Below are 22,053 nucleotides of genomic sequence, written 5' to 3' on the forward strand. Positions count from 1 at the left end.
TCCCCGTCTCTGGGAGTTGCAAGCCGTCAGCCAGGGCTGCCTCTCTCTCATCTATCGCCCATCGGGATCCAGTTCTGACCTGGCAGCAGCTAGCCTCCCATCAAGACTCGCGCCGCTCCGATCGGCTCAGCCCGGCCAGCACGCTGCGCAGGCGGGCTAGGCCGATGGGCTTGAACAGGCACTCGTCCATGCCGGCGGCGAGGCAGAGCTCCCGCTCCCTGGGCAGGGCGTGGGCGGTGAAGCCCCAGATGGGCAGCTCATGGCCGCGCGCACGCAGGCGGCGGGTCAGCTCGAAGCCATCCATCGTCGGCATCTGGCAGTCGGTGATGACGAGATCGAAGTGGTGGCTGGCGACGGCACGCAGCGCCTCCAGCCCGTTGCTGCGCACGCTCACCTCGTGCCCCAGGTACTTGAGTTGCTGGCGCAGCAGCGTCTGGTTGGCGTGGTTGTCATCCACCACCAGGATCCGCAGTGGCGTCTGTTCGGCCTCCTCCTGCCTGATCAGGCTCTCTGGCGACGGCAGGGCCGAGACCACCGGCGTCAGCGGCAGGCTGACATCGAGTCGGGTACCCACGCCGATCTGGCTGCTGACCTCGATATCGCCCCCCATCATCTGGCACAGGATCCTGGCGATGTTGAGGCCAAGACCGGTGCCCGCGTATTGATAGGGAGAGTGGGCGCGGTAGAAGGGGGTGAACAGCAGTGGCAGCTTGTCGGCCGGGATGCCGACCCCGCTGTCGCTGATGCGCAGTCGCAGCACTGGGGCCTGCTCGTGCTCCCCCTCCAGGGTGGCCCGGATACTGACCTGGCCGCGCTCGGTGAACTTGATGGCGTTGCTCAGCAGGTTGAAGACTACCTGGCGCAGCCGCAAGGGGTCGACCAGCACCAGTGGCAACGACTGGGTCGCGAGCTCGATGCGATAGTCCAGCCCCTTCTGTTCGGCCATGCCGGCGAACACCTGGGCGACCGACTGCAGCAGCGGTGTGAGCGCGCACGGCTGCGGGACCAGCGTCATCTGACCCGCCTCTATGCTGGAGATATCCAGCACATCCCCGACCAGATCCAGCAGGCCGTTGGCCGATTCCGAGGCGATGCGCAACTGCTCGCCGGTATGGGGCGAGAGCGCCGGATCCTGGATGGCGAGCTCCAGCATGCCGAGGATGGCGTTCATGGGGGTGCGGATCTCGTGGCTCATGGTGGCGAGGAAGTCGCTCTTGGCCCGACTGGCGCTGTCGGCCTGCTCCTTGGCCAGACGCAGCGCGCTCTCCATCGCCTTGCGCTCCGTGATGTCGATCCAGCCGTTGATCACCCCGCTGATGACCCCCTGGCTGTCACAGTAGGGCACCATCCAGTGATAGATGCACTTGCTGTGATCCCCCTTGTTGAAGACACGATCGGCGAAGATGGGCTCACCATCCTGCAGTACTTTGGCGAAGTCCCGCTCCAGCCCGGCGAGGGCATCGGCATCGACCCGGCCACGGAGGCCCTCGATGAGGGGCTTGTCCAGCACGGCGCCTGGCTGGGCATTGAGCAGCGCCAGGTACTTGCTGTTGCACAGCAGCACCTTGCCGCTCCTGTCCCGCACCACTATGGGGTGGGGCAGGCTCTCCCCCAGCGCCTCGATGAAGCGGACATGGGCCTCCAGCTGTTGGCGGGACGCCTGCTCCGAGCGGGCCAGCCGGTTGAGCATGCGATTGCGGTACAGCAGTAGCAGGGCCAGGCCAAACAGGACAGCAAACAGCAGGTAAAAGTAGTCGGCGTGGCGCTCCATGAAGGTGGGGGCCGGCAGCTTACGGTTGCGCCACTCGTAGCTCATCATGGCCAGCTCATTGGGGGAGATGGAGAGGATGGTCTTGTCGAGGATGCTCATCAGCATGTCGTTGTCCGCCAGGCTGGCGAAGCCCATGCGGATCGGCTCGTCGTCGGCGGGGCCCGCGATGCGCAGCCGGGTCAGGCGGTGGCCGTCCACCGCATGCTGGGCGAAGTAGAGCGGCACTATGGCGGCGTCGAGGCTGCCCCGGTTGAGCGCCTGCATCGCCTCCTCGGCGCTCTCCATGAAACTCACTTCGCTTCTGCCGAGGCGTGCGGCGAGGGGATGGTAGTGGGCCATGCCGACGCGCTTGCCGGCCAGATCCTGCAGGCTGGAGGTGGTCCGATCCGCTTGCTGGGCGAGGATCACATAGATGTCGTCGCTGGCATAGGGCAGGGAAGGGCGCAGCCCATAGCTCTCGGCCACGGGTTGGGAGATGGCGCCGATGAGATCGAGCCGGCCATCCCGCATTGCGTTGTTGCGCTGGCGATCCGAACCGAAGGAGGCGAACTCGAAGCGCAGGCCGGTGCGCTTGCTCACCTTGGCCAGCATGTCGACCGTCATGCCGGTGAGCTGATCATCATAATCCTTGACCCCATAAGGGTAGAGATCGTCCATCAGCCAGACCTTGATGGGGGGGGCCTTGCGCAACCAGGCCAGCTCGGCGGCGTCATAGAGATCGGCCGGGTTGTCGACCATGTCGCGGATGGGCCCGTTCCACTGGCTGAAGATGAGGTTGCGGGTGATGTCGTTGACATCGCGCAGGGTGCGATTGATGAGGCTCAGCAGCTGCGGCGCCCGAGCGGAGACCGCGAAGCGAAAGCCGTCGGAAGCCAGGCTCGGTGGCGCCTCGCCGCGCCGCCTGAGTTTGTCGAAGCGCTCGCTGTTGAGGTAATACATGGAGTGGATGTCGCTGAGCAGCACATCCTGCCGGCCGAAGAAGACGGCGTCGAAGGCCGCCACGTTGGAGGGGTAGGTCACCAGGCTGAGCAGGGGGTAGTCGCGTTTGAACGCCTGCTCATCGATAAAGCCCCGCACGGTGGCGACGCTCTGCCCGGGGGTCAGCAGGGGATCCTGGCGCTGCTTTGGCGCCGAGAAGACGGGGGTGTTGCTGAAGTAGCGCCGGCTGAGGCGGATCCCGCTCCGATCTCTGTCGGCCAGGGTCAGGTTGCCGAGGTTGACGATGTCGACATCACCCTGGCGCAGGGCGGCGAGGGCGCTCTCCTTGTCCTCGAAGCGGCGCAGCATCAGCGGCTTTTGCAGGGCCTTGGCCAGGATGTTGAGATAGTCGGCGGAGATCCCCTCGAAGCGGCTGTCCGAGGCTGTCATGCTGAACGGGCGATAGTCGTGGTGCAGGATGCCGACGCGCAGCTGCGCGGTCTGCTGCAGCCAGCGCTGCTCGGCCGGGAGCCGGGGGGAGTCGGTGTGCTGTATGTAGTGGCGGCTGTGCAGCGTGAGCGCCAGCGCGGGCTGGGCGAACAGCAGGCACAGCAGGCACAGCGATCGAAGCAGGTTCATCATGTCACCCGGGTTGCGACAGTCATCCTTGTCGGTCAAATGCACCAGAAAGCGGTCATTCTACCGGAATTATCGCAAAACCAGTTCCTTTCTTCGGAATTTCCCCGCAGGAGCGACAGGAAAAAATGGCGGGACAGGCCCGCCATCGCTGCGCCTTGTCAGCCGCCGCTCATCCCCGTCGCCCTAGCCGAACCGGTAGGAACCCATATAGAGGCTGCCGTAGTCCCAGCTGTCGTGCAGCTTGTGGGGCTTGTCCTGGCCGGCCGCGCCCAGCGCCACGAACAGCGGGCGCAGGTGATCGTCGTGGGGATGGGATTCCACCGCGCCCGGGGCCCGGGCCCGATAATCTTCCAACGCCGGGCGATCGCCGTCGCTCATGGCCTGCTCCAGCCAACGGACGAAGCGGCTCGCCCAGTCGGGCACCGGGCTGTCATCCGGCCCGAGCGCCCTCAGGTTGTGGGTGATGGCGCCGGAGGCGAGGATGGCGATGCCCTGCGCACGCAGGCCCTGCAGCGCCTCCCCCAGTTGCCACAGCTGGGCCGGGGTGAAGCCGGCCGGGATGGAGAGCTGCACCAGAGGGAGTTCGCTCTGGGGATCCATCAGGGAGAGGGGCGACCAGACGCCGTGATCCAGCTCGCGCCGCACCGGGCTGGCCGGCAGGCCGGCCAGCAGCAGCTGATCGCTCACCGCCTCCTGCAGCCAGGCCGGGCTCTTGGCGGGCCAGCGGATCTGGTAGAGAGGAGCGGGGAAGCCGTAGAAGTCATACATCAGCGCCGGGCTGGGCTCGACGTTGAGTTGCGGCTCGCCGCGGCTGAACCAGTGGGCCGAGATCACCACCAGCCCCTTGATGTCGCCGAGGCGCAATTTCGTTAGAAATTGCGTAGCCGGCTGGTCACGCAGAACCAGATCCGGGGCGCCGTGGGAGATAAACCAGACGGGGGCGATAGCCATGATGAGACTCCTTGTTGGCGGCTTCAGCAGGGTCGGCCGGCACCGCGGGAAACGGGTTCAGGGCGGGGCCACTGAGGATGAGGTCATTATCTGCCCGGGAATCATGGTTAACAATCTACTGTCATGTATAAGCACTGTTCACCATGGGTTGATAGTCTGGTCGGTTAGAAGCGCTGCTGGATGGACGCGAACCCGCCAGGGTGGCTCGGCCAGAGAGCGCGATGGAATGGGGGATGGCAGAAACGACAAGGCCAGCGTGTGAGCGCTGGCCTTGGTTTTTGATGGCGGTTGAGCCTTGGGGCTTACTGGATGCCCAGCAGCTCCACATCGAAGATCAGTACAGATCCAGGCGGGATCTTGCCAGCGGCTCTATCGCCATACGCCAGGTTGGCGGGGATGTAGAAGCGGGTCTTCTCCCCTTCCACCATCAGCTGCACCCCTTCGGTCCAGCCCTTGATCACCTGATTGAGGCCAAACTCGATGGGCTCGCCGCGGGCGACCGAGCTGTCAAACACTGTGCCGTCCAAGAGCTTGCCCTCGTAGTGCACCTTCACCTTGCTGGTGGCGGTGGGGTGGACGGTACCCGAGCCCGGGGTCAGTACCTCATATTGCAGGCCGGAGGCCGTGGTGGTCACCAGTGGCTTCTCCTTGTTGCCGGCGAGGAACTCGGCGCCCTGGCGTACGTTCTCTTCCGCCAGTTTCTTGTTGTTGGCGCTGGAGTAGAAGTAGTAGGCCACCCCGGCAACCAGCAGCGCGATCAGAATGAACTTCATTGGTTTTCCTTATTCCCTGAAATGCAAAGAGTGCAATGAGAGTCGCATCTTATCCCAGCCAGGGGCGCAGGGCGAGCCGCGCCGCCGGCGGATGTGAGCGGGCTGACAAAGGAGGAGGGAGCGATTGTTGCCCCTCTTCTTCTGTCGTCTGGATTGGCTGGATGGCGCTCCCAGGCGAGACAAATGACCAGGGGGTGAAGGTGACCCTCCCCTGGTGCCATCAGACGTTATTACTTGGCCGCCACCATCATCAGCGCCGGCAGGGCGAAGAAGAGCCCGGCCACGTAGCCAAGGGCCAGCAGCTTGTTCTCGCTGCCCACTCGGGCCAGCCCTTCGGCGGCCTTGATGGGCAGCTCGCGCAGGAAGGGCACGCCATAGATGAGCGCCACGGAGAACAGGTTGAACAGCACATGGACCAGGGCGATGGTCAGTGCCAGCTGGGCACCGGTACCGCTGATGGCGGTGGCCGCCAGCAGCGCCGTGATGGTGGTGCCTATGTTGGCGCCCAGGGTGAAGGGGTAGAGCTGACGGGTGCTGAACACGCCGCCGCCGGCCAGCGGGATCATCAGGCTGGTGGTGGTGGAGGAGGACTGCACCATGACGGTGACCAGGGTGCCGGAGGCGATGCCAGTCAGCGGGCCACGGCCCAGCGCCTTGTGCAGCAGCTCCTTGGCACGGCCCACCATGACCTGTTGCAGTACCTTGCCCAGGCTGGTGACACAGGCGAGGATCAGCAGGATACCGATGCAGATGGTGGCGATGGCGGGGCCCTTGCCCGGCAGGATGGCGACGGCCTGATCGATGAGATCCAGTGCCGGCGAGATGAGGGGCTTCATGAAGTCCATCCCCTTCATCGACATGTCGGCGGAGCCCATCAGCAGGCTGGCGATCCACTCAGCGCTCCGTTGCAGCAGGCCGAACATCAGCTCCAGCGGCAGGAAGATGAAGACCGCCAGCAGGTTGAAGAAGTCGTGTACCGTGGCGGCGGCGAAGGCGCGGCGAAACTCGGCGCGATCCCGGATGTGGCCGAGGGAGACGATGGTATTGGTGATGGTGGTGCCGAGGTTGGCGCCCATCACCATGGGGATGGCCATCTCCATGGGCAGGCCGCCCGCCACCAGGCCGACGATCACCGAGGTGACTGTGCTGGACGATTGCACCAGGGCGGTGGCCAGGATGCCGAGCAGCAGGGCGACGAAGGGATTGTTGGCGAAGGCGAAGATCTGGGCCGCGCCCTCGGCGCCGCCGGAGAAGCCCTTGAAGCCGTGGGAGACGGCGCCGACGGCGACCAGGATGAGGTAGATCAGGGTGATCACAGCCAGCCAGTTGAACAGTGGGCCGGTACGACGGGTCTGCTGCTGTGCGGAAGATGGGGTGCTGTGCATGGTGCCTCTGGGCAGTCTGTGAAGAGTGGACGGGCGCATTACAGCAAGGCTCCATGACAGAAATATGACAAAGTGACACTTTTATGATGATTTGGTGACAGGGCGGCACGGGCCGTCGCAGACAAAAAGTGTCGGAGTAAACGCCGATCTGGCGCCATCTGGCCCACAGCCGCCCCCCGCCCTTGCACTGAGATCTCAGGGTTATATGCTGCCGGACTCTCCTGTCTCCAAGCTGAGGAAGTTGTTATGCGTGCATGGGTATTGTGTCTGTCTCTGGGGTTGCTGTCTGCCGGTGCGCAGGCCAGCGTGTTCAAGTCCGAGTGCAACCTCGACAAGGCGGCCAGAAACGAGGCGGTGAATGCGACCCTGGGGGTCAAGGGCAACTGCGACGCCGACAAGCTGATGCGTCAGCAGAAAGACAAGGCCAAGGCCGAGGTGAAGAAGAGCAGCACCGATGTGCTGGACAAGAAGACGGCGGGCCTGAAAGAGGCGAAGCAGCACACCAATGCCGCGCTGAACAAGCAGAGCGCCGGCCTGAAGGAGGCGCAGGGCAAGGTCAATCAGACCGGGCAGCAGCTCAAGCAGGCTCAGCGGGATGCGAAGGCGGTGGCCAAGGATCCGGTCAAGGCGGCCGCCACCGCGGTGCTCAATCAGGGTTGATGATCCGCCCGCGCGGATGTCTGAATGCAAGAAGGGGAGCCGCGGCTCCCCTTCTGTTTATCCACGATCCTTACTGACCGTCGACCGCTTCCTCGTACTGACGGAAGGGGATGCGGAACACCGCCAGCCGCAGGAACAGGTAGGTCACCCCGAGCCCCGCCCAGATCAGGCCAAGCTCCAGCGAGCTCTGCTCCAAGTTGATCCAGAGCGCCCCTATGGTGGCGGCGCCGAGCAGCGGCAGCAGCAGGTAGAGCAGGTGATCCTTGAGGCACTTGTTGCGCTTCTCCCGCACCCAGAACTGACCGATGACCGACAGGTTGACGAAGGTGAAGGCCACAAGGGCGCCGAAGTTCACCAGCGCCAGCGCGGTATCCAGATCGAAGGACACGGCGGAGAGGGCCAGACCGCCCACCATCAGCACGTTGATGGCCGGAGTCCGGTATTTCGGGTGGATGTAGCCGAACACCCGCTCCGGGATCATGCGATCGCGCCCCATCACGTAGAGGATGCGGGACACGCCAGCGTGCGCCGCCATGCCGGAGGCCAGCACCGCGACCGTGGTGCACACCAGCACCACGCTCTGGAAGAAGGTGCCGCCGACGTAGAGCGCGATCTCGGGCAGCACGGCGTCCGGCTCCTTGAAGCGGGCCAGATCCGGGAAGTAGAGCTGCAGGCAGTAGGAGACCACCACGAAGATGACGCCACCGATGAGGGCGGTCAGCACTATGGCGCGCGGTATCACCTTGCCGGCGTTCGGGGTCTCCTCACTGAGTGAGCTCAGACCGTCGAAGCCGAGGAAGGAGAAGCAGAGGATGGTGGCGCCGGTAAACAGCGGCAGCACGCTGGCGGATTCGAAATGGAACGGCCGGCTGCTCATCAGGGTGGCCGCGCCCTCGCCGTGGTAGATACCCCAGCCCATCAGGCCGATGAAGAGGGTGATGATGGCCAGCTGGATCACCACTATGACGCCGTTGAAGTTGGCCACCAGGTTGATGCCGCGCAGGTTCAGGAAGGTCATCACAGTCACCAGACCGAAGATGAAGATCCAGGGATCGACCCCCGGGAACATGGCGGTCAGGTAGATCTTGGCCAGCAGTATGTTGATCATCGGCATGAACATGTAGTCGAGCAGGGAAGACCAGCCCACCATGAAACCGATGTAGGGGTTGAACACCTTCTGGGCATAGGTGTAGGCGGAGCCCGCGGAGGGGAACTTGCGCACCAGATGGCCGTAGCTGAACGCGGTCAGCAGTATGCCGCCGAGCGCCAGCAGATAGGCGGTGGCGACCCGGCCCTCGGTGATGTCACCGACGATGGCGAAGGTGTCGAACACGGCCATGGGGGTCAGATAGGCCAAGCCCATCACCACCACTTGCCACATGCTGAGGGTTTTTTTCAGACGAACGGGTTGCTGGCTCACTCAGGCTTCCTCCTTGCACGGCTGGCAGGAAGTTGAATGGCTTGAGGCCATGGGACTGGTTTCTCGCATATGCATCGCATTGCTATGCAAACCACAGACGTTGGTCGCGCGGCGACCAAAGCAGGTTCCGGTGACAACCGGAGACAAAGCCAATAAGAGCCCCATGTTTTTCCTCATTGCGGCATTAGGTCCATCTGAACCTAGATATCATTTCCGGAACGTTCCGGCCTCGAAGTAGACACTTGTTTTCAAAATGAAAAATAACCGATGTGAGGATCACATCGGTTATTCAAATCGGCGCGCATTTTGCCCCAGATGGGGGGGGATGACAAGCCAGGATCGGCATTCCCGACAAGAGAATGCGCAAGGACAGGGTTTACATCAATAAACCGCGCCTATTCCGGAGTCGACGGCAGGGGGGCCAGCCCGCTGCTGGCAAGGCTTTCCGCCGGGTGGCTCGGCAGCGAGACGCGCCAGACCGTGGTGCGCAAAAACAGGTAAATTCCGCCGATGGCGGCCCAGATCAACCCCAGCATCAGGGAGGTCTGCTCCAGGTTGAGCCACAGGACAGCCACAGTCCCGGCCCCGAGCAGGGGCAGCACCAGGTATTGCAGGCGATCCTGCCAGGTCTTGTTGCGGCCCTGACGCACGTAGTAGCAGGAGATCACCGACAGATTGACCACGGTGAAGGCCACCAGGGCGCCGAAGTTGATCAGTGCCAGGGCGATCTCCAGATCGAAGCTGACGGCCGACAAGGCCAGCAGGCCCACCAGCAGGATGTTGAACACAGGGGTGCGCCACTTGGGATGGATGTAGCCGAAGGTGCGCTGGGGCAGCACCTTGTCCCGTCCCATCACGTAGAGGATGCGGGAGACCCCGGCGTGGGAGGAGAGCCCGGAGGCCAGCACCGCCACGCAGGCGCAGACCAGCACCACGCTCTGGAACAGCTTGCCGCCGACATAGAGGGCGATCTCCGGCAGCACGGCGTCCGGCGCCTTGAAGCGGGAGGCATCCGGGAAGTAGAGCTGCAGGGCATAGGCCACCACCACGAAGATGAGGCCGCCAAGCAGCGCGGTCAGGATAATGGCCCTGGGAATCACCTTGCCGGCCTCCGGCGTCTCCTCGGACAGCGCGCTCAGGCTGTCGAAGCCGAGGAAGGAGAAGCAGAGGATGGTGGCGCCGGTCAGCAGCGGCAGCAGCTCGGTGCTGGTGCTGTAGACGGGCTGCAGGCTGAGGGTGCCGAGCCCTTCCCCCTGATAGATGCCATGGCCGAGCAGGCCGAGGAAGACCAGCATGATGGCCACCTGGATGAAGATGATGAGGCCGTTGAGGTTGGCCACCAGATCGATGCCGCGCAGGTTGATGGCGGTCATCAGCACCGTCATGCCGAGGATGAAGATCCAGGGCTCGACGCCGGGGAAGAGGGCGCTCAGATAGATCTTGGCCAGCAGCATGTTGATCATCGGCAGGAAGATGTAGTCGAGCAGGGAGGACCAGCCCACCATGAAGCCCACCACCGGGGAGAATTCCCGTTGGGCATAGGTATAGGCCGAGCCGGCGATCGGGTAGTGGCGCACCATCTTGCTGTAGCTGGAGGCGGTGAACAGCACCCCCACCAGAGCCAGCAGGTAGGCGGTGGTGACATGACCCTGGGTGATGTCGGTGACGATGCCGAAGGTATCGAACACCACCATGGGGGTCATGTAGGCCAACCCCATCACGACCACTTGCCACAGGGTCAGGGTTTGCTTCAGTCGCGCGGGGCGTGGGGCCATGGGGCCTGTCTCCTAAGAATGCAGTGGTGAAGAGCCCGCCTGCCGAGCAGGGAGACGGGCTCCATGACGGCGTGATGCGTCACAGAGGGAGCCAACTGCTCCTGCCATCATTTTTTAGGGGCGCGATGATACCGTATATGGCGGCCGTCCGCGATGGACGGCCTGCAGTTATCTGACGATATCCTTCGTGCGGGTGGGCAGATCCGGGCGCTAGCCCTGACTGGCGGCGGCCAGCGCCTGCTCCAGCAGGTCCAGCCCCTCGTCGATCAGGGCCGGGGGGGCGGTGAGGGGGGCCAGGAAGCGGATGACGTTGGCACGCACGCCGCAGGCCAGCAACACCAGCCCCTGCTTGCCTGCCTCGGCCACCAGCCGCTTGGTGAGATCCGGGTCAGGTTTAGTGGCATCCCGTCCCTTGACCAGTTCCATGGCCACCATGGCGCCGGGGCCGCGGATGTCGCCGATGCAGTCGAAGCGCTCCGCCAGGCGGTGCAGGCGGGCCTTGATCTGCTCGCCCTGGGTCTGGGCCTTCAGGTTGAGCTGCTCCTCCTCGATGACCTCCAGCACCGCCAGGGCGGCGGCGCAGGCGATGGGGGAGCCGGCATAGGTGCCGCCCAGACCACCGGGTTTGGCGGCGTTCATGATTTCGCTCTTGCCCACCACGGCCGAGAGCGGGAAGCCGCCTGCCAGGCTCTTGGCCAGCGTCATGATGTCCGGCTCTATGCCGCTGTATTCGGTGGCGAAGGTCTTGCCGGTGCGGCAGAAGCCGGTCTGGATCTCGTCACAGATGAGCACTATGCCGTGCTGATCGCAGATCTTGCGCAAGGCTTGCATGAAGCTCGGGGAGGCGACGTAGAAGCCTCCTTCCCCCTGCACTGGCTCCAGTATGATGGCGGCCACCCGGGCCGGCTCAATGTCCGAGCTGAAGCAGAGATCCAGCGCCGCCAGGGCCTCGGCCTCGCTCACCCCCAGATAATCGGCCGGGAAGGGCAGGTGATAGACCTCACCCGGGAAGGGGCCGAAGCCAGTCTTGTAGGGCACCACCTTGCCGGTGAGCGCCATCCCCATCATGGTGCGGCCGTGGAAGCCGCCCTTGAAGGCGATGGTGCCGCTGCGGCCGGTGTGGGCCCGGGCGATCTTGATGGCGTTCTCCACCGCCTCGGCGCCGGTGGAGAGGAACAGGGTGCGCTTGGGGGTGGGGCCGGGCACCAGGGCGTTCAGCTTCTCCGCCAGCTCGATGTAGCCGGCGTAGGGGGTGACCTGGAAGCAGGTGTGGCTGAACTTCTCGAGCTGCTCGCGCACGGCGGCGAGCACCTTGGGATGGTTGTGGCCGGTGTTGAGCACCGCTATGCCGGAGGCGAAGTCGATGTAACGATTGCCCTCCACGTCCCACAGCTCGGCGTTCTGCGCCCGCTCGATAAAGACCGGCAGCAGGGTGCCGACGCCCTGTACCACGGCGGCTTCACGGCGGGCCTGCCAGGATTGGTTACTCATCTCTATTCTCCCTCTGGGGCTAGCCCCTCAATTCACTGTGATGGGCCGGCAGCCTGGCTGCTGACCCTCTCCTTGTGGTGATGTCATGGGGTGGTCGATTCGAGACACCCCTGTCATTAAAGAATTAATAATTACAATAAATGCATTTTTACGCAATCGAGCCGAAGCAGAGATATTTGGTCTCCAGGTACTCTTCCAGGCCCTCGCTGGCCCCTTCGCGGCCAAGCCCAGACTCCTTGATGCCGCCAAAGGGCGCCAGCTCGGTGGAGATGATCCCCTCGTTGATGCCGACCATGCCGTATTCCAGCCGCTCGGCGACCCGCCACACCCGGGCAATGTCCCGGCCATAGAAGTAGGCGGCGAGCCCGTAGGGGGTGTCGTTGGCCATGGCGATGGCCTCGGCCTCGGTCTCGAAGCGCACCAGCGGGGCCACGGGGCCGAAGATCTCCTCCTGCAAGATGGGGTTGTCCTGCGCCACCTCGGTCAGGATGGTGGGGTGGTAGAACAGCGGGCCTGCGGGATGGGGCTCGCCCCCCACCAGCACACAAGCGCCGGCGGCCTCGGCCTGACGGACCAGGCTAGTCACCTTCGCCATGGCGGCCGGGTTGATGAGAGGGCCTATCTGGCTGCCCTCGCTCATGCCATCCCCGACCTTGAAGGCGCGCACGGCGGTGGCCAGCTTGTCGGCGAAGGCGTCGTAGACGCCGGCCTGCACCAGGATGCGGTTGGCGCAGACACAGGTCTGGCCCGCGTTGCGGTACTTGGAGGCGAGCGCGCCCGCGACGGCGGCGTCGAGATCCGCATCGTCAAACACGATGAAGGGGGCGTTGCCACCGAGCTCCAGCGACAGCCGCTTCATGGTGTCGGCGCACTGGCGCATCAGCAGCTTGCCGATGCGGGTGGAGCCGGTGAAGGAGAGCTTGCGCACCTTGGGGTTGCGGCACAGCTCGTCGCCCACGACCGAGGCCTGATGGGAGGTGATGATGTTGATGACCCCGGCCGGAATGCCCGCCTGCTCGGCCAGCACCGCCAGCGCCAGCGCACAGAGCGGGGTCTCGGCGGCGGGTTTGATGACGATGGTGCAGCCGGCCGCCAGGGCCGGGCCCGCCTTGCGGGTGATCATGGCGATGGGGAAGTTCCAGGGGGTGATGGCGGCCACCACGCCCACCGGCTGCTTGATGGTCGCGAGGCGCCGATCCCCGGAGAAGCCCGGGATGGTGCGGCCATAGGCGCGCTTGCCCTCTTCCGCGAACCACTGGATGAAGCTGGCGCCGTAGGCCACCTCGCCCTTGGCCTCGGCGAGCGGCTTGCCCTGCTCGCGGGTCATGATGCGGGCGAGCTCGGTCTGGTTGGCCATGATGAGCTCGAACCAGGCATAGAGCCTGGTGCTGCGCTCCTTGGCGGTGAGGGCGGCCCAGGCGGGCTGGGCGCCGTGCGCCGCCTCGATGGCGCGGCGGGTGTCGGCCTCGCCCATGTCGGGCACCTGGGTGATGACCTCACCCGTGGCCGGGTTGAGCACCGCGAACTGGCGCCCGTCATGGGCCTCGCACCAGTGACCATCTATATAGGCAAGGGATTTGAGCAAGGCGTGAGCCTGAGCGGGTTGTGATGCTGACGATGCTGACATAGATAGGAAGCCTCGATTGTGGGTCCGGGTGGCCAACTCATCCGACGGTGCCACCGTATATAATAATAAGCACGTAACGACCATAAATTGAGCCGAAATGTTTTTCAAGTGTTAAATATATTTGAGTAAAGCGGCCGTCACATGCTAGAAATGGAGCTGTTGAGGCGATTCTATCGGATTTCATGGACTCGGGTGTGCAAAATAATGAACGGCCTGGTTGTGCAGGATAACGAACACTGCGGTGGAATTGGTCCGCTATTTTAACCAGATGGCTCACAGGACTTAGGCAGGCACCTAGGCAGGTACACAGGGAGGTGGGCGATGCAGCAACCACAAGGAGAGGCCCAGTGGCAGGCCATGACGGATAACCCCTTGACGGGCAAAGGGATGGATAAAAGCATGGGGGAGCGGCTCGCCGCCACCCGCCGCCGCCTCGGGCTCTCCCAGCGTCGGGTCGCCGAGCTGAGCGGGCTGACCCACGGCGCCATCTGCATGATAGAGCAGAACAAGGTGAGCCCATCGGTGGCCTCGCTGCAGAAGTTGCTCAGCGTCTACGAGCTGCCGCTGTCGCGCTTCTTCGCCGAGGAGGAGAGGACGCCGAGCGTGGTGATCAAGGCCGAGCAGCTGATCGAGCTGGGCAGCCAGGGGGTCTCCATGAAGCTGGTGCACAACGGCAACAACCGCCGCCAGCTCGGCTTCATGTTGGAGACCTACGCCCCTGGCACGGACACCGGGGGCCAGGTCACGCACCTGGGGGAGGAGGTCGGCACCGTGCTGGAGGGATCCGTGCTGCTGACCCTGGCCGGGCAGACCTATCGGCTCAATGCCGGGGACAGCTATGTGATCGACACCGGCGAGCCCCACAGTTTCAGCAACCCGTCGGGGCAGAGCTGCCGCATCGTCAGCGCCCATACCCCGGCCAACTTCTAGTTTTGGAAAAGAACCGGTAAGGAAACAAGGATCATGACCGAACATGTAAACAGTTACTACGCAGCCAGCGCCAATAAACACGCGTCCTATCCGACCCTGACCGAGCAGCTGGAGTGCGATGTCTGCATCATAGGGGCGGGTTACACCGGCCTCTCCAGCGCGCTGCATCTGGTTGAGAAGGGCTACTCGGTGGTGGTGCTGGAGGCGGCCAGGGTGGGCTTCGGGGCCAGCGGTCGCAACGGCGGCCAGATCGTCAACTCCTACAGCCGTGACATCGACACCATAGAAGCGAATTGCCCGCCGGATCAGGCCAGGCTGCTCGGCTCCATGTTGTTTGAGGGGGGCGACATCATCCGCGAACGCATCAAGCGCTACAACATCCAGTGCGATCTGCAGCAGGGCGGGGTCTTTGCCGCCGAGACCGAGCGCCAGCTGCACGAGCTCAAGGCCCAGCAGGCCCGCTGGCAGCAGTGGGGCAACGACGAGCTGGAGTTGCTCGATGAGGACGGGATCCGCGAGGTGGTGGCGAGCGATCGCTACGTCGGCGGCCTGCTCGACAAGCGCGGTGGCCATATCCATCCCCTCAACCTGGCGCTGGGGGAGGCGGAGGCCATCCGCATGCAGGGGGGCAGGATCTTCGAACAATCCGCCGTCACTTCCATCACCCCGGGCCAGCCCGCGCTGGTGAAGACCGCCAAGGGGGCGGTGAAGGCGCGTTTCGTGGTGGTGGCTGGCAACGCCTACCTCGGTAACCTGGTGCCCGAGCTCGCGTCCAAGAGCATGCCGTGCGGCACCCAGGTGATCGCCACCGAGGTGCTGGGGGAGGAGCGGGCCCGCGCCCTCCTGCCGCAGAACTACTGCCTGGAAGATAGCAACTACCTGCTCGACTACTACCGCACCACCGGCGATCACCGCCTGCTCTACGGCGGCGGCGTGGTCTATGGGGCGCGGGATCCGGCGGACATAGAGCGGCTGATCATCCCCAAGATGCTGCAGACCTTCCCCCAGCTCAGAGACGTCAAGGTGGAGTACACCTGGACCGGCAACTTCCTGCTGACCCTGTCCCGTCTGCCGCAGTTTGGCCGCATTGGCCACAACATCTACTACATGCAGGGCTACAGTGGCCACGGCGTGACCTGTACCCATCTGGCGGGCAAGCTGCTGGCGGAGGTGCTGAGTGGCCAGGCCGAGCGGTTCGATGCCTTCGCCAAACTGCCTCACTACCCCTTCCCGGGTGGCCGGCTGTTCCGCATCCCCTTCACCATGGCGGGTGCCACCTGGTACAGCCTGCGGGATCGACTGGGGGTGTAGGCGCGGACTTCTATCAGGCGTTGAACATGACGAGGCCACCCCAGGGTGGCCTCGATTTTTTCATCTTGTGACGGGAGGGGGCTGGGGCCAGGGGCATATCCTGGGCGCTTGCCATGCTGCGCCCTGCGATCCAGGGGCCGGCGCCTGCAACCCGGCAGGGGTCAGGCCGGATCCGGCTCGGCGGGGAGGGAGTGGATCACCAGCTGGCACAATCGCCGCGCCGCCTCCTCTTGGCTCTGGACTACGTGCTGAGCGCCGCGTCCCCGCAGGTGATGCACCTCCTCGGGCGCTTGGCCGCAGGCCGCCACTTGCAGCAGGGCTCCCCGCTCACGGGCCATGGCCGCGACCTCGCCGGCCAGCAGGCTGTCATCCAGGGTGATCAGCAGCCAGCTGGCATCGGGCAGCGCCGCATCGAGCAGATCCCCCTGGGTCGGTTGACCCGCCAGGCAGCTGATCCCCAGGGCGCGCCAGGGGGCGAGCAGGCTCTCGTCACTGTCTATGACCACCATCGTCTGCCCCTGCTCGTGCAGGCGCCGGATCAGATGGCTGCCGATGGCGCCGGCCCCGACCACCACGACATGGCCCCGCAGGGGGCACTGGATGGGGGCCTCTTCCGCCTGCGGCTCAGGGTGGCGCCGCAACCAGCGCTCGGCCTGATTGAACACCAGCGGGTTGAGCATGATGGAGAAACAGGCCCCGATCAGTACCAGGTCGCGCGCCACATCGGGCACCAGCCCCAGCAGGCTGCCCAGCCCCATCAGGATGAAGGAGAACTCCCCCACCTGCGCCAGACTGGCCGAGATGGTGAGGGCGGTGCGTCGGCTGTGGCCAAACAGCCGCACTATGATGAAGGCCGCCACCGACTTGCCGATGATGATGACGAAGATGGTCGCCAGCACCGCCAGCGGTTCGCGCAGCAGGACGGCGGGATCAAACAGCATGCCCACCGACACGAAGAAGAGCACGGCGAAGGCATCCTGCAATGGCAGGGTGTCGTTGGCCGCCTTGTGGCTCAGGTGCGAGCCGTTCATCACTACGCCGGCGAAGAAGGCGCCGAGGGCGAAGGAGACCCCGAACAGCTTGACGGCGCCAAAGGCGATGCCGAGTGAGCAGGAGAGCACCCCCAGGGTGAACAGCTCGCGGGAGCCGGTCGCGGCGGTGCGGGCCAGCAACCAGGGAATGAGGCGGCGTCCGCCTATGACCATCAGGGCGATGAAGGCCGCGACCTTGGCCAGGGTGAAACCGAGATCCCACAGGATATGCGTGAGGGTCAGGGCCTCGTCGCCCTGTTGCAGCTTGGCCAGGATGGGGAGCAGGACCAGCGCCAGCACCATCACCAGATCCTCGACGATCAGCCAGCCAATGGCGATGCGCCCCTCCCTGGTATCGAGCTGGCCCCGGCTCTCCAGCGCCCGCAGCAGCACCACAGTGCTGGCCGTCGAGAGCGCCAGGCCAAAGACCAGCCCGGCGGTGATGCTCCAGCCGAGCAGCTGGGAGAGGCCGAGCCCGAGCAGGGTCGCCAGGGTGATCTGCACTATGGCGCCGGGGATGGCGATCTGTTTGACGGACAGCAGATCCTTCAGGGAGAAGTGCAGGCCGACGCCAAACATCAGCAGGATGACGCCGATCTCCGCCAGCTCGGGGGCGAGTCTCAGATCGGCCACATAGCCGGGGGTGAAGGGGCCGCAGACGACGCCTGCCGCCAGGTAGCCCACCATGGGGGAGATGCGCAGGCGCTGGGCCAGCATGCCAAACAGATAGGCGAGCACCAGGCCGCCTACCAGAGTCGTGATCAGGGGGAGTGAATGGTCCATATCGTCACCTCGCTAATGGCAGTCAGTGGGCTACCAGATCACCGCGGGGGCGAAGAGGGCAGCTGTCAATGAGCAGGGGGCGAAAGAGACAGTGTCGGCCGCAGCAAGCACAGAGTGTTGAAGACAACGCTGCCGTTTCTGTTGAAAAATAATACATTTATGCAAAATTTTCAATCTTTATCCACATTTATGCCCATATCTGCGATTAAATGTGAATAAGTAATGAAACTGAGGGGAGAAGGCGGGATGTTTGCCCTTTTCTTGGCAGGAGTAATTCATCGGTGATTGGTTGTTAGGGCCGCCACGCGAGGCAAACGGACAAGGTGCGGAGGCGGCATCCTGGCCGCCTCCGCTGTGATGAGCTTGCGGCGATCACTCGCCCCGGGCGACCCCCTCCCGTCTGGGATCGGCGGCGCCAAACCAGCCAGCGGCGTTGCGCTCCACCCCCTGCAGGCCCGAGGTCTGCTCGTTCAGCAGCACCTCGTGCCCCCTGGCCTTGAGACCCTCGATCACGGCCTGGGGCGTGCGACCCTGCTCCAGCTCGGTGGGGCCGTTGCGGCTGCCGAAGTTGGGCAGGTTGATGGCCTGCTGCAGGTTCAGCCCCCAATCCTGGGTGCCGAGCAGCGTCTTGCCCACGTAGTTGATGATGGCCGAGCCGCCGGGGGAGCCGAGGCTCATCTCCAGCTCGCCGGTCTGCTTGTCAAACACCAGCAGGGGCGACATGGAGGAGCGCGGGCGCTTGCCCGGCTCGACCCGGTTGGCCACCGGCAGACCGGCGGCATCCACCGAGGTGAAGGAGAAGTCGGTGAGCTGGTTGTTGAGCAGATAGCCGTTGACCATCAGCCGCGAGCCGAAGCCATCCTCGATGGAGCTGGTCATGGAGACCGCCATCCCCGCCTTGTCGACGATGGAGATGTGGCTGGTGGAGGGCAGCTCCGGGGTGGCGTCCCGCCCCCGGGCGAGCGCCAGTGGCGGCGTGCCGGGCTGGGCGATCCCCATGGAGCGGGTGCCGATCAGCTTGCCGCGCTCGGCGAGGTAGCCTTTGTCGAGCAGCCCCTGCACCGGCACGCCGACGAAGTCGCCGTCCGCCACATACTGGTTGCGGTCGGCGAAGGCGAGCCGCGCCGCCTCGCTGTAGAGGTGGATGGCCTCGCTTGAGGCGGCTAGCCGGCCGTCGGCCGTGGGCACCGGCTTGAGGGCCGCCATGTCGCGGCTCTCCAGCATGCCGAAGATCTGGCCCAGGGCGATGGTGCCGGAGGAGGGGGTCGGGAAGCCGCACACCTCGCTCTGGCGATAGTCGAAGCAGAGGCCGTCCCGCAGCTTGGCGCTGTAGCTGGCCAGATCCGCGGCCGCCAGCACGCCGGGGTTGGTGGGGTGCTGGTGCACCTTGGCCACCATGGCCTCGGCGAGCGGCCCCCGATAGAAGGCGTCGGCCCCCTCCCGGGCCAGGGTCTGCAGCACCCTGGCCAGCGCCGGGTTGCTGAGCCTGCTGCCGGCGGCCCGCGGGCTGCCATCCGGCAGATAGAAGTAGGCGCGGGCGTCGGGATCCTTGGCCAGATAGGGATCCTTTTGCAGCAGACTGGCCAGCCGCGGGCTGATGATGAAGCCCTGCTCGGCGAGCGTGATGGCCGGCTCGAACAACGTGGCCCAGGGCAGCTCGCCATAGCGCTGATGGGCCAGCGCCAGCGCGCGCACCGTGCCGGGGACACCGACCGAACGACCGCCCACCACGCCGTCATAGAACGCCATCGGCTTGCCGTCTCGCATAAACAGCTGATCCGTCGCCGCGGCGGGGGCGGTCTCCCGGCCATCCACCGCGCTCACCCGCTTGCCATCCCACACCAGCAGCAGGGAGCCACCGCCGATGCCGGAGGATTGGGGCTCCACCAGGGTCAGCACCAGCTGGACGGCGATGGCGGCATCCACCGCGCTGCCGCCGGCCTTGATGATCTGATAGCCGGCATCTACCGCCAGCGGGTTGGCGGCGGCCACCATGAAGTCACGGCCCTGCCAGCCCTGTTTGTCGGTCCAGCCGCTGGCCGCCTCGGGGGCGAGCAGGGTCTGGGGCGGGGGCACATAATGGAAACCATTCTGGGGGGCGCAACCGGCGAGCAGGCCGAAGGCCACCAGCAGGCCGAGGGGCTTGAGGGACATGACACTCTCCTTGTCTGTTTTTTCAACACCAGGCTGGAATGTGGCACAATCGAGGCTTCATTGAAAGATTGTCTTGCTACTCATATGGTTACAGACATATCCACGGAGGCGCCCGGCGGGCTTGGGGGAGAGGGATGAGAAGATGCGTGATGGGGCTGCTCTGCCTGCTGCTGACAGCCTGCGGCGAGCCAAGCTTCAGGCCCCTGGCGGCGGGGGAGACCATCTTGGCGTTCGGCGACAGCCTGACCGAGGGGCGCGGTGCCAGTCCGACCCAGAGCTACCCCAGCGTGCTGGCCGCTCTGAGCGGTCACCCCGTCATCAACGCCGGGGTCTCGGGCGAGCTGAGTCAGGCGGGCAGGGCCCGCTTGCCGGCGCTGCTGGCCGAGCACAGGCCCGCGCTGGTGATCTTGCTGGAGGGGGGCAATGACATACTGCGCGGCAGCGGGGAGGCGGCGCTCAAGGCCAACCTGGCCGCCATGATAGAGGCGGTGCAGGGCAGCGGTGCCCAGCTGTTGCTGGTGGGCGTGCCCCGCAGGTCCCTGTTCGCCACGGGGGCGCCGCTCTACGCCGAGCTCGCGGAGCAATACCAACTGGTGCTGGACGAGGAGAGCATCGGCGAGCTGCTGCGCAGCCCCGAGTTCAAGTCCGATGCGGTGCATCTCAACGGGGCGGGTTATCGCGCCCTGGCCGAGCGGCTGCACCGCACGCTCCTGGATCGCGGCGCGCTCTGAGGCGGGGACTGCCTCCGGCACCCTGGCTCGACACATAAAAAAACCGCCCTTCTTGTTAAGTGAAGGGCGGTTGCTTGCGATGACTCCTGTCGTCAGGGGACTATCCTATCCGGTCGGCTCGGCTAGATGGACTGCTCTTCGCCACCCAGGACGGCAAACAGCGCCGGGATGAACTGGGCCAGCTCGGCGGTCACCAGGGCGAAGTCCGCATCCAGCCGGGCGGCGGGATCTTCGCTGGTCACGTCGTCGTTCTGCTCGCGCAGCTCTTCGCTGAACTTGAGACGCTTGATGGAGAGATCGTCCCCCAGCACGAAGCTCAGGGTCTCGCCCCAGTTCAGGGCCAGCTTGGTCACCAGCTTGTCGTTGGCCAGGTGATTCTTGATCTCCTCGCTCATCAGATCCTGCTGCTTGCAGCGGATGATGCCACCGTGCTCCATGGCGCTGCGCAGCTCGGCCTCGTCTTCCAGGGTGAAGCTGGCGGGCAGGTTACCCTCGTTCAGCCACTCGGTCATGGTGATCTCGGGCGGGTTCTTGAGGGCCACCGGGACCACCGGCAGGGTGCCGATGCTCTTGCGCAGCAGGGCCAGCAGATCGTCCGCCTTCTTGGCGGAGCCTGCGTCCACCACCATCAGGTTGTCGGCCGGATTGATCCAGGCGAAGGTCTGGCTGGTGCGGCTGAAGGCGCGGGGCAGCAGGGTGTGGAGGATCTCCTCCTTCAGCGCTTCCTTCTCCTTCTTCTTGAGGGCGCGGCCCTGCTCGAATTCGATCGCTTCGACCTTCTCCGCCAGCATCTCCTTGATCACCGTGCCCGGCAGCATCTTCTCTTCCTTGCGGGCGCAGAGCAGGATGTGGCCAGAGGCGCTGTGGGTCAGGGTTGAGCCGAATTTGCCGAGGGGCTTGACCCAACCGAACCGGGAGATGTCCTGACTGCCACAGGGAGTGAAGGCACAGGCCTCGAGCTGGGTTTCCAGCTGATCCACGGTCAGGTCAAAGGGGCGGGTAAAGCGATAAATCTGCAGGTTTTTAAACCACATGGCGTCCTCGGTCTCATAGATTGTCCGGCGGGCATTGTACTAGAGAGGCGCTTTGTGATCAGCCAATCATTCTCGCTAAATAAAGGGAGATCGAGTTCACAGGGAGTCCTGTTTCACCCCCATCGTGTCATCAAACTCCCCTAGACTGCCTGTGTCGAGTTTGTTAACAAGGATGCGAAAATGTTGAGAGCGAGCAGGCCGGAAGACATGGAAGAGATAGTCGAGATCTGGCTGCTGGCATCCTTGCAGGCTCATGATTTTGTTGACGCTTCCTGCTGGTGGCAGGCCCAGGAGGAGCTGCGCACCCGCTACCTCGATCATGCCCGCATCTGGGTATACGAGGAGCGCGGTGAGCTGCTCGGCTTCATGGCGCTGGTGGAGGATTTCCTGGCGGCGCTGTTCGTGCGCCCCGACCGGCAGGGACGCGGGGTCGGCCATGCCCTGCTGCAGGAGGCCAAGCTGCAGGAGGGCAAGCTGCATACCCGGGTGTTTGTGGAAAACGAGCCGGCGGTGCGCTTCTACCGGCGTCACGGCTTCGTGATCGCGGGGGAGCAGTCCGATCCGCTGACCGGTCACCCTCAATACAGGATGTGCTTCCCGACCGCCTGAATCTGACGCCGGCGGCCTGTTTTGCTTGAAAAAGTGATGGCAGATCCGCATCTTGTCTGC

The 22,053-nt window shown here is 64.6% G+C and carries 16 protein-coding genes; 5 read left to right on the top strand and 11 right to left on the bottom strand.

Features of this window, described 5'->3' with window-relative positions:
- Positions 1-100: 100 nt before the first annotated feature.
- From AACW18_RS10490 to AACW18_RS10505, 4 genes are all read right to left on the bottom strand, one after another.
- A complete protein-coding gene (locus AACW18_RS10490) occupies positions 101-3,328 on the bottom strand; it encodes a response regulator (RefSeq protein WP_218388593.1) in 3,228 nt (1,075 codons plus the stop codon).
- A gap of 183 nt (positions 3,329-3,511) precedes the next feature.
- Complete coding sequence (locus AACW18_RS10495; protein WP_218388594.1) at positions 3,512-4,279, bottom strand: DODA-type extradiol aromatic ring-opening family dioxygenase; 768 nt, start codon at positions 4,277-4,279, stop codon at positions 3,512-3,514.
- A gap of 302 nt (positions 4,280-4,581) precedes the next feature.
- On the bottom strand, positions 4,582-5,052 hold the full coding sequence (locus AACW18_RS10500; RefSeq protein WP_218289948.1) for an FKBP-type peptidyl-prolyl cis-trans isomerase: 471 nt from the start codon (positions 5,050-5,052) through the stop codon (positions 4,582-4,584).
- Positions 5,053-5,282: 230 nt separating this feature from the next.
- Complete coding sequence (locus AACW18_RS10505; protein WP_042653939.1) at positions 5,283-6,437, bottom strand: sodium:phosphate symporter; 1,155 nt, start codon at positions 6,435-6,437, stop codon at positions 5,283-5,285.
- 246 nt (positions 6,438-6,683) lie between these two features.
- Here AACW18_RS10505 and AACW18_RS10510 point away from each other — a divergent pair, with 246 nt between their 5' ends.
- The gene (locus AACW18_RS10510; RefSeq protein ID WP_218388595.1) at positions 6,684-7,097 is read left to right on the top strand and encodes a hypothetical protein; all 414 of its coding nucleotides are present in this window, start codon (positions 6,684-6,686) and stop codon (positions 7,095-7,097) included.
- Positions 7,098-7,167: 70 nt separating this feature from the next.
- Here the strand turns inward: AACW18_RS10510 and AACW18_RS10515 are convergent, their stop codons facing one another.
- From AACW18_RS10515 to AACW18_RS10530, 4 genes are all read right to left on the bottom strand, one after another.
- Positions 7,168-8,478 (bottom strand): APC family permease, encoded by a 1,311-nt coding sequence (locus AACW18_RS10515; RefSeq protein ID WP_252996431.1) that lies wholly within the window; start codon positions 8,476-8,478, stop codon positions 7,168-7,170.
- Positions 8,479-8,912: 434 nt separating this feature from the next.
- Complete coding sequence (locus AACW18_RS10520) at positions 8,913-10,292, bottom strand: APC family permease (RefSeq protein WP_218328878.1); 1,380 nt, start codon at positions 10,290-10,292, stop codon at positions 8,913-8,915.
- 210 nt (positions 10,293-10,502) lie between these two features.
- Positions 10,503-11,783, bottom strand: coding sequence for a 4-aminobutyrate--2-oxoglutarate transaminase (gene gabT, locus AACW18_RS10525; RefSeq protein WP_218388596.1), 1,281 nt, complete (start codon positions 11,781-11,783; stop codon positions 10,503-10,505).
- A 148-nt stretch (positions 11,784-11,931) separates the two neighbouring features.
- Positions 11,932-13,410: an NAD-dependent succinate-semialdehyde dehydrogenase gene (locus AACW18_RS10530; RefSeq protein ID WP_218388597.1), complete on the bottom strand. Its 1,479-nt coding sequence runs from the start codon at positions 13,408-13,410 to the stop codon at positions 11,932-11,934.
- A gap of 321 nt (positions 13,411-13,731) precedes the next feature.
- Between AACW18_RS10530 and puuR the strand changes: the two genes are divergently transcribed.
- The gene (gene puuR, locus AACW18_RS10535; protein ID WP_218388598.1) at positions 13,732-14,340 is read left to right on the top strand and encodes an HTH-type transcriptional regulator PuuR; all 609 of its coding nucleotides are present in this window, start codon (positions 13,732-13,734) and stop codon (positions 14,338-14,340) included.
- A gap of 33 nt (positions 14,341-14,373) precedes the next feature.
- Complete coding sequence (locus AACW18_RS10540) at positions 14,374-15,651, top strand: NAD(P)/FAD-dependent oxidoreductase (protein WP_218388599.1); 1,278 nt, start codon at positions 14,374-14,376, stop codon at positions 15,649-15,651.
- A 161-nt stretch (positions 15,652-15,812) separates the two neighbouring features.
- Here AACW18_RS10540 and ybaL read toward each other — a convergent pair whose 3' ends face one another.
- Both ybaL and ggt read right to left on the bottom strand, forming a co-directional pair.
- Positions 15,813-17,465, bottom strand: coding sequence for a YbaL family putative K(+) efflux transporter (gene ybaL, locus AACW18_RS10545; protein ID WP_218388600.1), 1,653 nt, complete (start codon positions 17,463-17,465; stop codon positions 15,813-15,815).
- Between the two features lie 372 nt (positions 17,466-17,837).
- The gene (gene ggt / locus AACW18_RS10550) at positions 17,838-19,619 is read right to left on the bottom strand and encodes a gamma-glutamyltransferase (protein ID WP_218388601.1); all 1,782 of its coding nucleotides are present in this window, start codon (positions 19,617-19,619) and stop codon (positions 17,838-17,840) included.
- Positions 19,620-19,753: 134 nt separating this feature from the next.
- Between ggt and AACW18_RS10555 the strand changes: the two genes are divergently transcribed.
- Positions 19,754-20,350: a GDSL-type esterase/lipase family protein gene (locus tag AACW18_RS10555; protein ID WP_218388602.1), complete on the top strand. Its 597-nt coding sequence runs from the start codon at positions 19,754-19,756 to the stop codon at positions 20,348-20,350.
- A gap of 122 nt (positions 20,351-20,472) precedes the next feature.
- Here the strand turns inward: AACW18_RS10555 and rdgC are convergent, their stop codons facing one another.
- Entirely contained in the window at positions 20,473-21,384 is a 912-nt protein-coding gene (rdgC, locus tag AACW18_RS10560; RefSeq protein WP_042653928.1) for a recombination-associated protein RdgC, read from the bottom strand.
- Positions 21,385-21,564: 180 nt separating this feature from the next.
- On the opposite strand from rdgC, the gene AACW18_RS10565 reads away from it, so the two are divergent.
- Positions 21,565-21,993 (top strand): GNAT family N-acetyltransferase, encoded by a 429-nt coding sequence (locus AACW18_RS10565; RefSeq protein ID WP_042653927.1) that lies wholly within the window; start codon positions 21,565-21,567, stop codon positions 21,991-21,993.
- Positions 21,994-22,053: the final 60 nt, after the last annotated feature.

Origin of the sequence: Aeromonas sp. sia0103 (assembly GCF_963895295.1) — a bacterium.
In the GTDB taxonomy this organism is placed as follows: Bacteria; Pseudomonadota; Gammaproteobacteria; order Enterobacterales; family Aeromonadaceae; genus Aeromonas; species Aeromonas encheleia.

Excerpts from the sequence above, each read along its gene's own strand:
- AACW18_RS10490 (WP_218388593.1), bottom strand. The coding sequence starts at position 3,328 with ATGAACCTGCTTCGATCGCTGTGCCTGCTGTGCCTGCTGTTCGCCCAG.
- AACW18_RS10495 (WP_218388594.1), bottom strand. The coding sequence starts at position 4,279 with ATGGCTATCGCCCCCGTCTGGTTTATCTCCCACGGCGCCCCGGATCTG.
- AACW18_RS10500 (WP_218289948.1), bottom strand. The coding sequence starts at position 5,052 with ATGAAGTTCATTCTGATCGCGCTGCTGGTTGCCGGGGTGGCCTACTAC.
- AACW18_RS10505 (WP_042653939.1), bottom strand. The coding sequence starts at position 6,437 with ATGCACAGCACCCCATCTTCCGCACAGCAGCAGACCCGTCGTACCGGC.
- AACW18_RS10510 (WP_218388595.1), top strand. The coding sequence starts at position 6,684 with ATGCGTGCATGGGTATTGTGTCTGTCTCTGGGGTTGCTGTCTGCCGGT.
- AACW18_RS10515 (WP_252996431.1), bottom strand. The coding sequence starts at position 8,478 with ATGTGGCAAGTGGTGGTGATGGGCTTGGCCTATCTGACCCCCATGGCC.
- AACW18_RS10520 (WP_218328878.1), bottom strand. The coding sequence starts at position 10,292 with ATGGCCCCACGCCCCGCGCGACTGAAGCAAACCCTGACCCTGTGGCAA.
- gabT (WP_218388596.1), bottom strand. The coding sequence starts at position 11,783 with ATGAGTAACCAATCCTGGCAGGCCCGCCGTGAAGCCGCCGTGGTACAG.
- AACW18_RS10530 (WP_218388597.1), bottom strand. The coding sequence starts at position 13,410 with ATGTCAGCATCGTCAGCATCACAACCCGCTCAGGCTCACGCCTTGCTC.
- puuR (WP_218388598.1), top strand. The coding sequence starts at position 13,732 with ATGCAGCAACCACAAGGAGAGGCCCAGTGGCAGGCCATGACGGATAAC.
- AACW18_RS10540 (WP_218388599.1), top strand. The coding sequence starts at position 14,374 with ATGACCGAACATGTAAACAGTTACTACGCAGCCAGCGCCAATAAACAC.
- ybaL (WP_218388600.1), bottom strand. The coding sequence starts at position 17,465 with ATGGACCATTCACTCCCCCTGATCACGACTCTGGTAGGCGGCCTGGTG.
- ggt (WP_218388601.1), bottom strand. The coding sequence starts at position 19,619 with ATGTCCCTCAAGCCCCTCGGCCTGCTGGTGGCCTTCGGCCTGCTCGCC.
- AACW18_RS10555 (WP_218388602.1), top strand. The coding sequence starts at position 19,754 with ATGAGAAGATGCGTGATGGGGCTGCTCTGCCTGCTGCTGACAGCCTGC.
- rdgC (WP_042653928.1), bottom strand. The coding sequence starts at position 21,384 with ATGTGGTTTAAAAACCTGCAGATTTATCGCTTTACCCGCCCCTTTGAC.
- AACW18_RS10565 (WP_042653927.1), top strand. The coding sequence starts at position 21,565 with ATGTTGAGAGCGAGCAGGCCGGAAGACATGGAAGAGATAGTCGAGATC.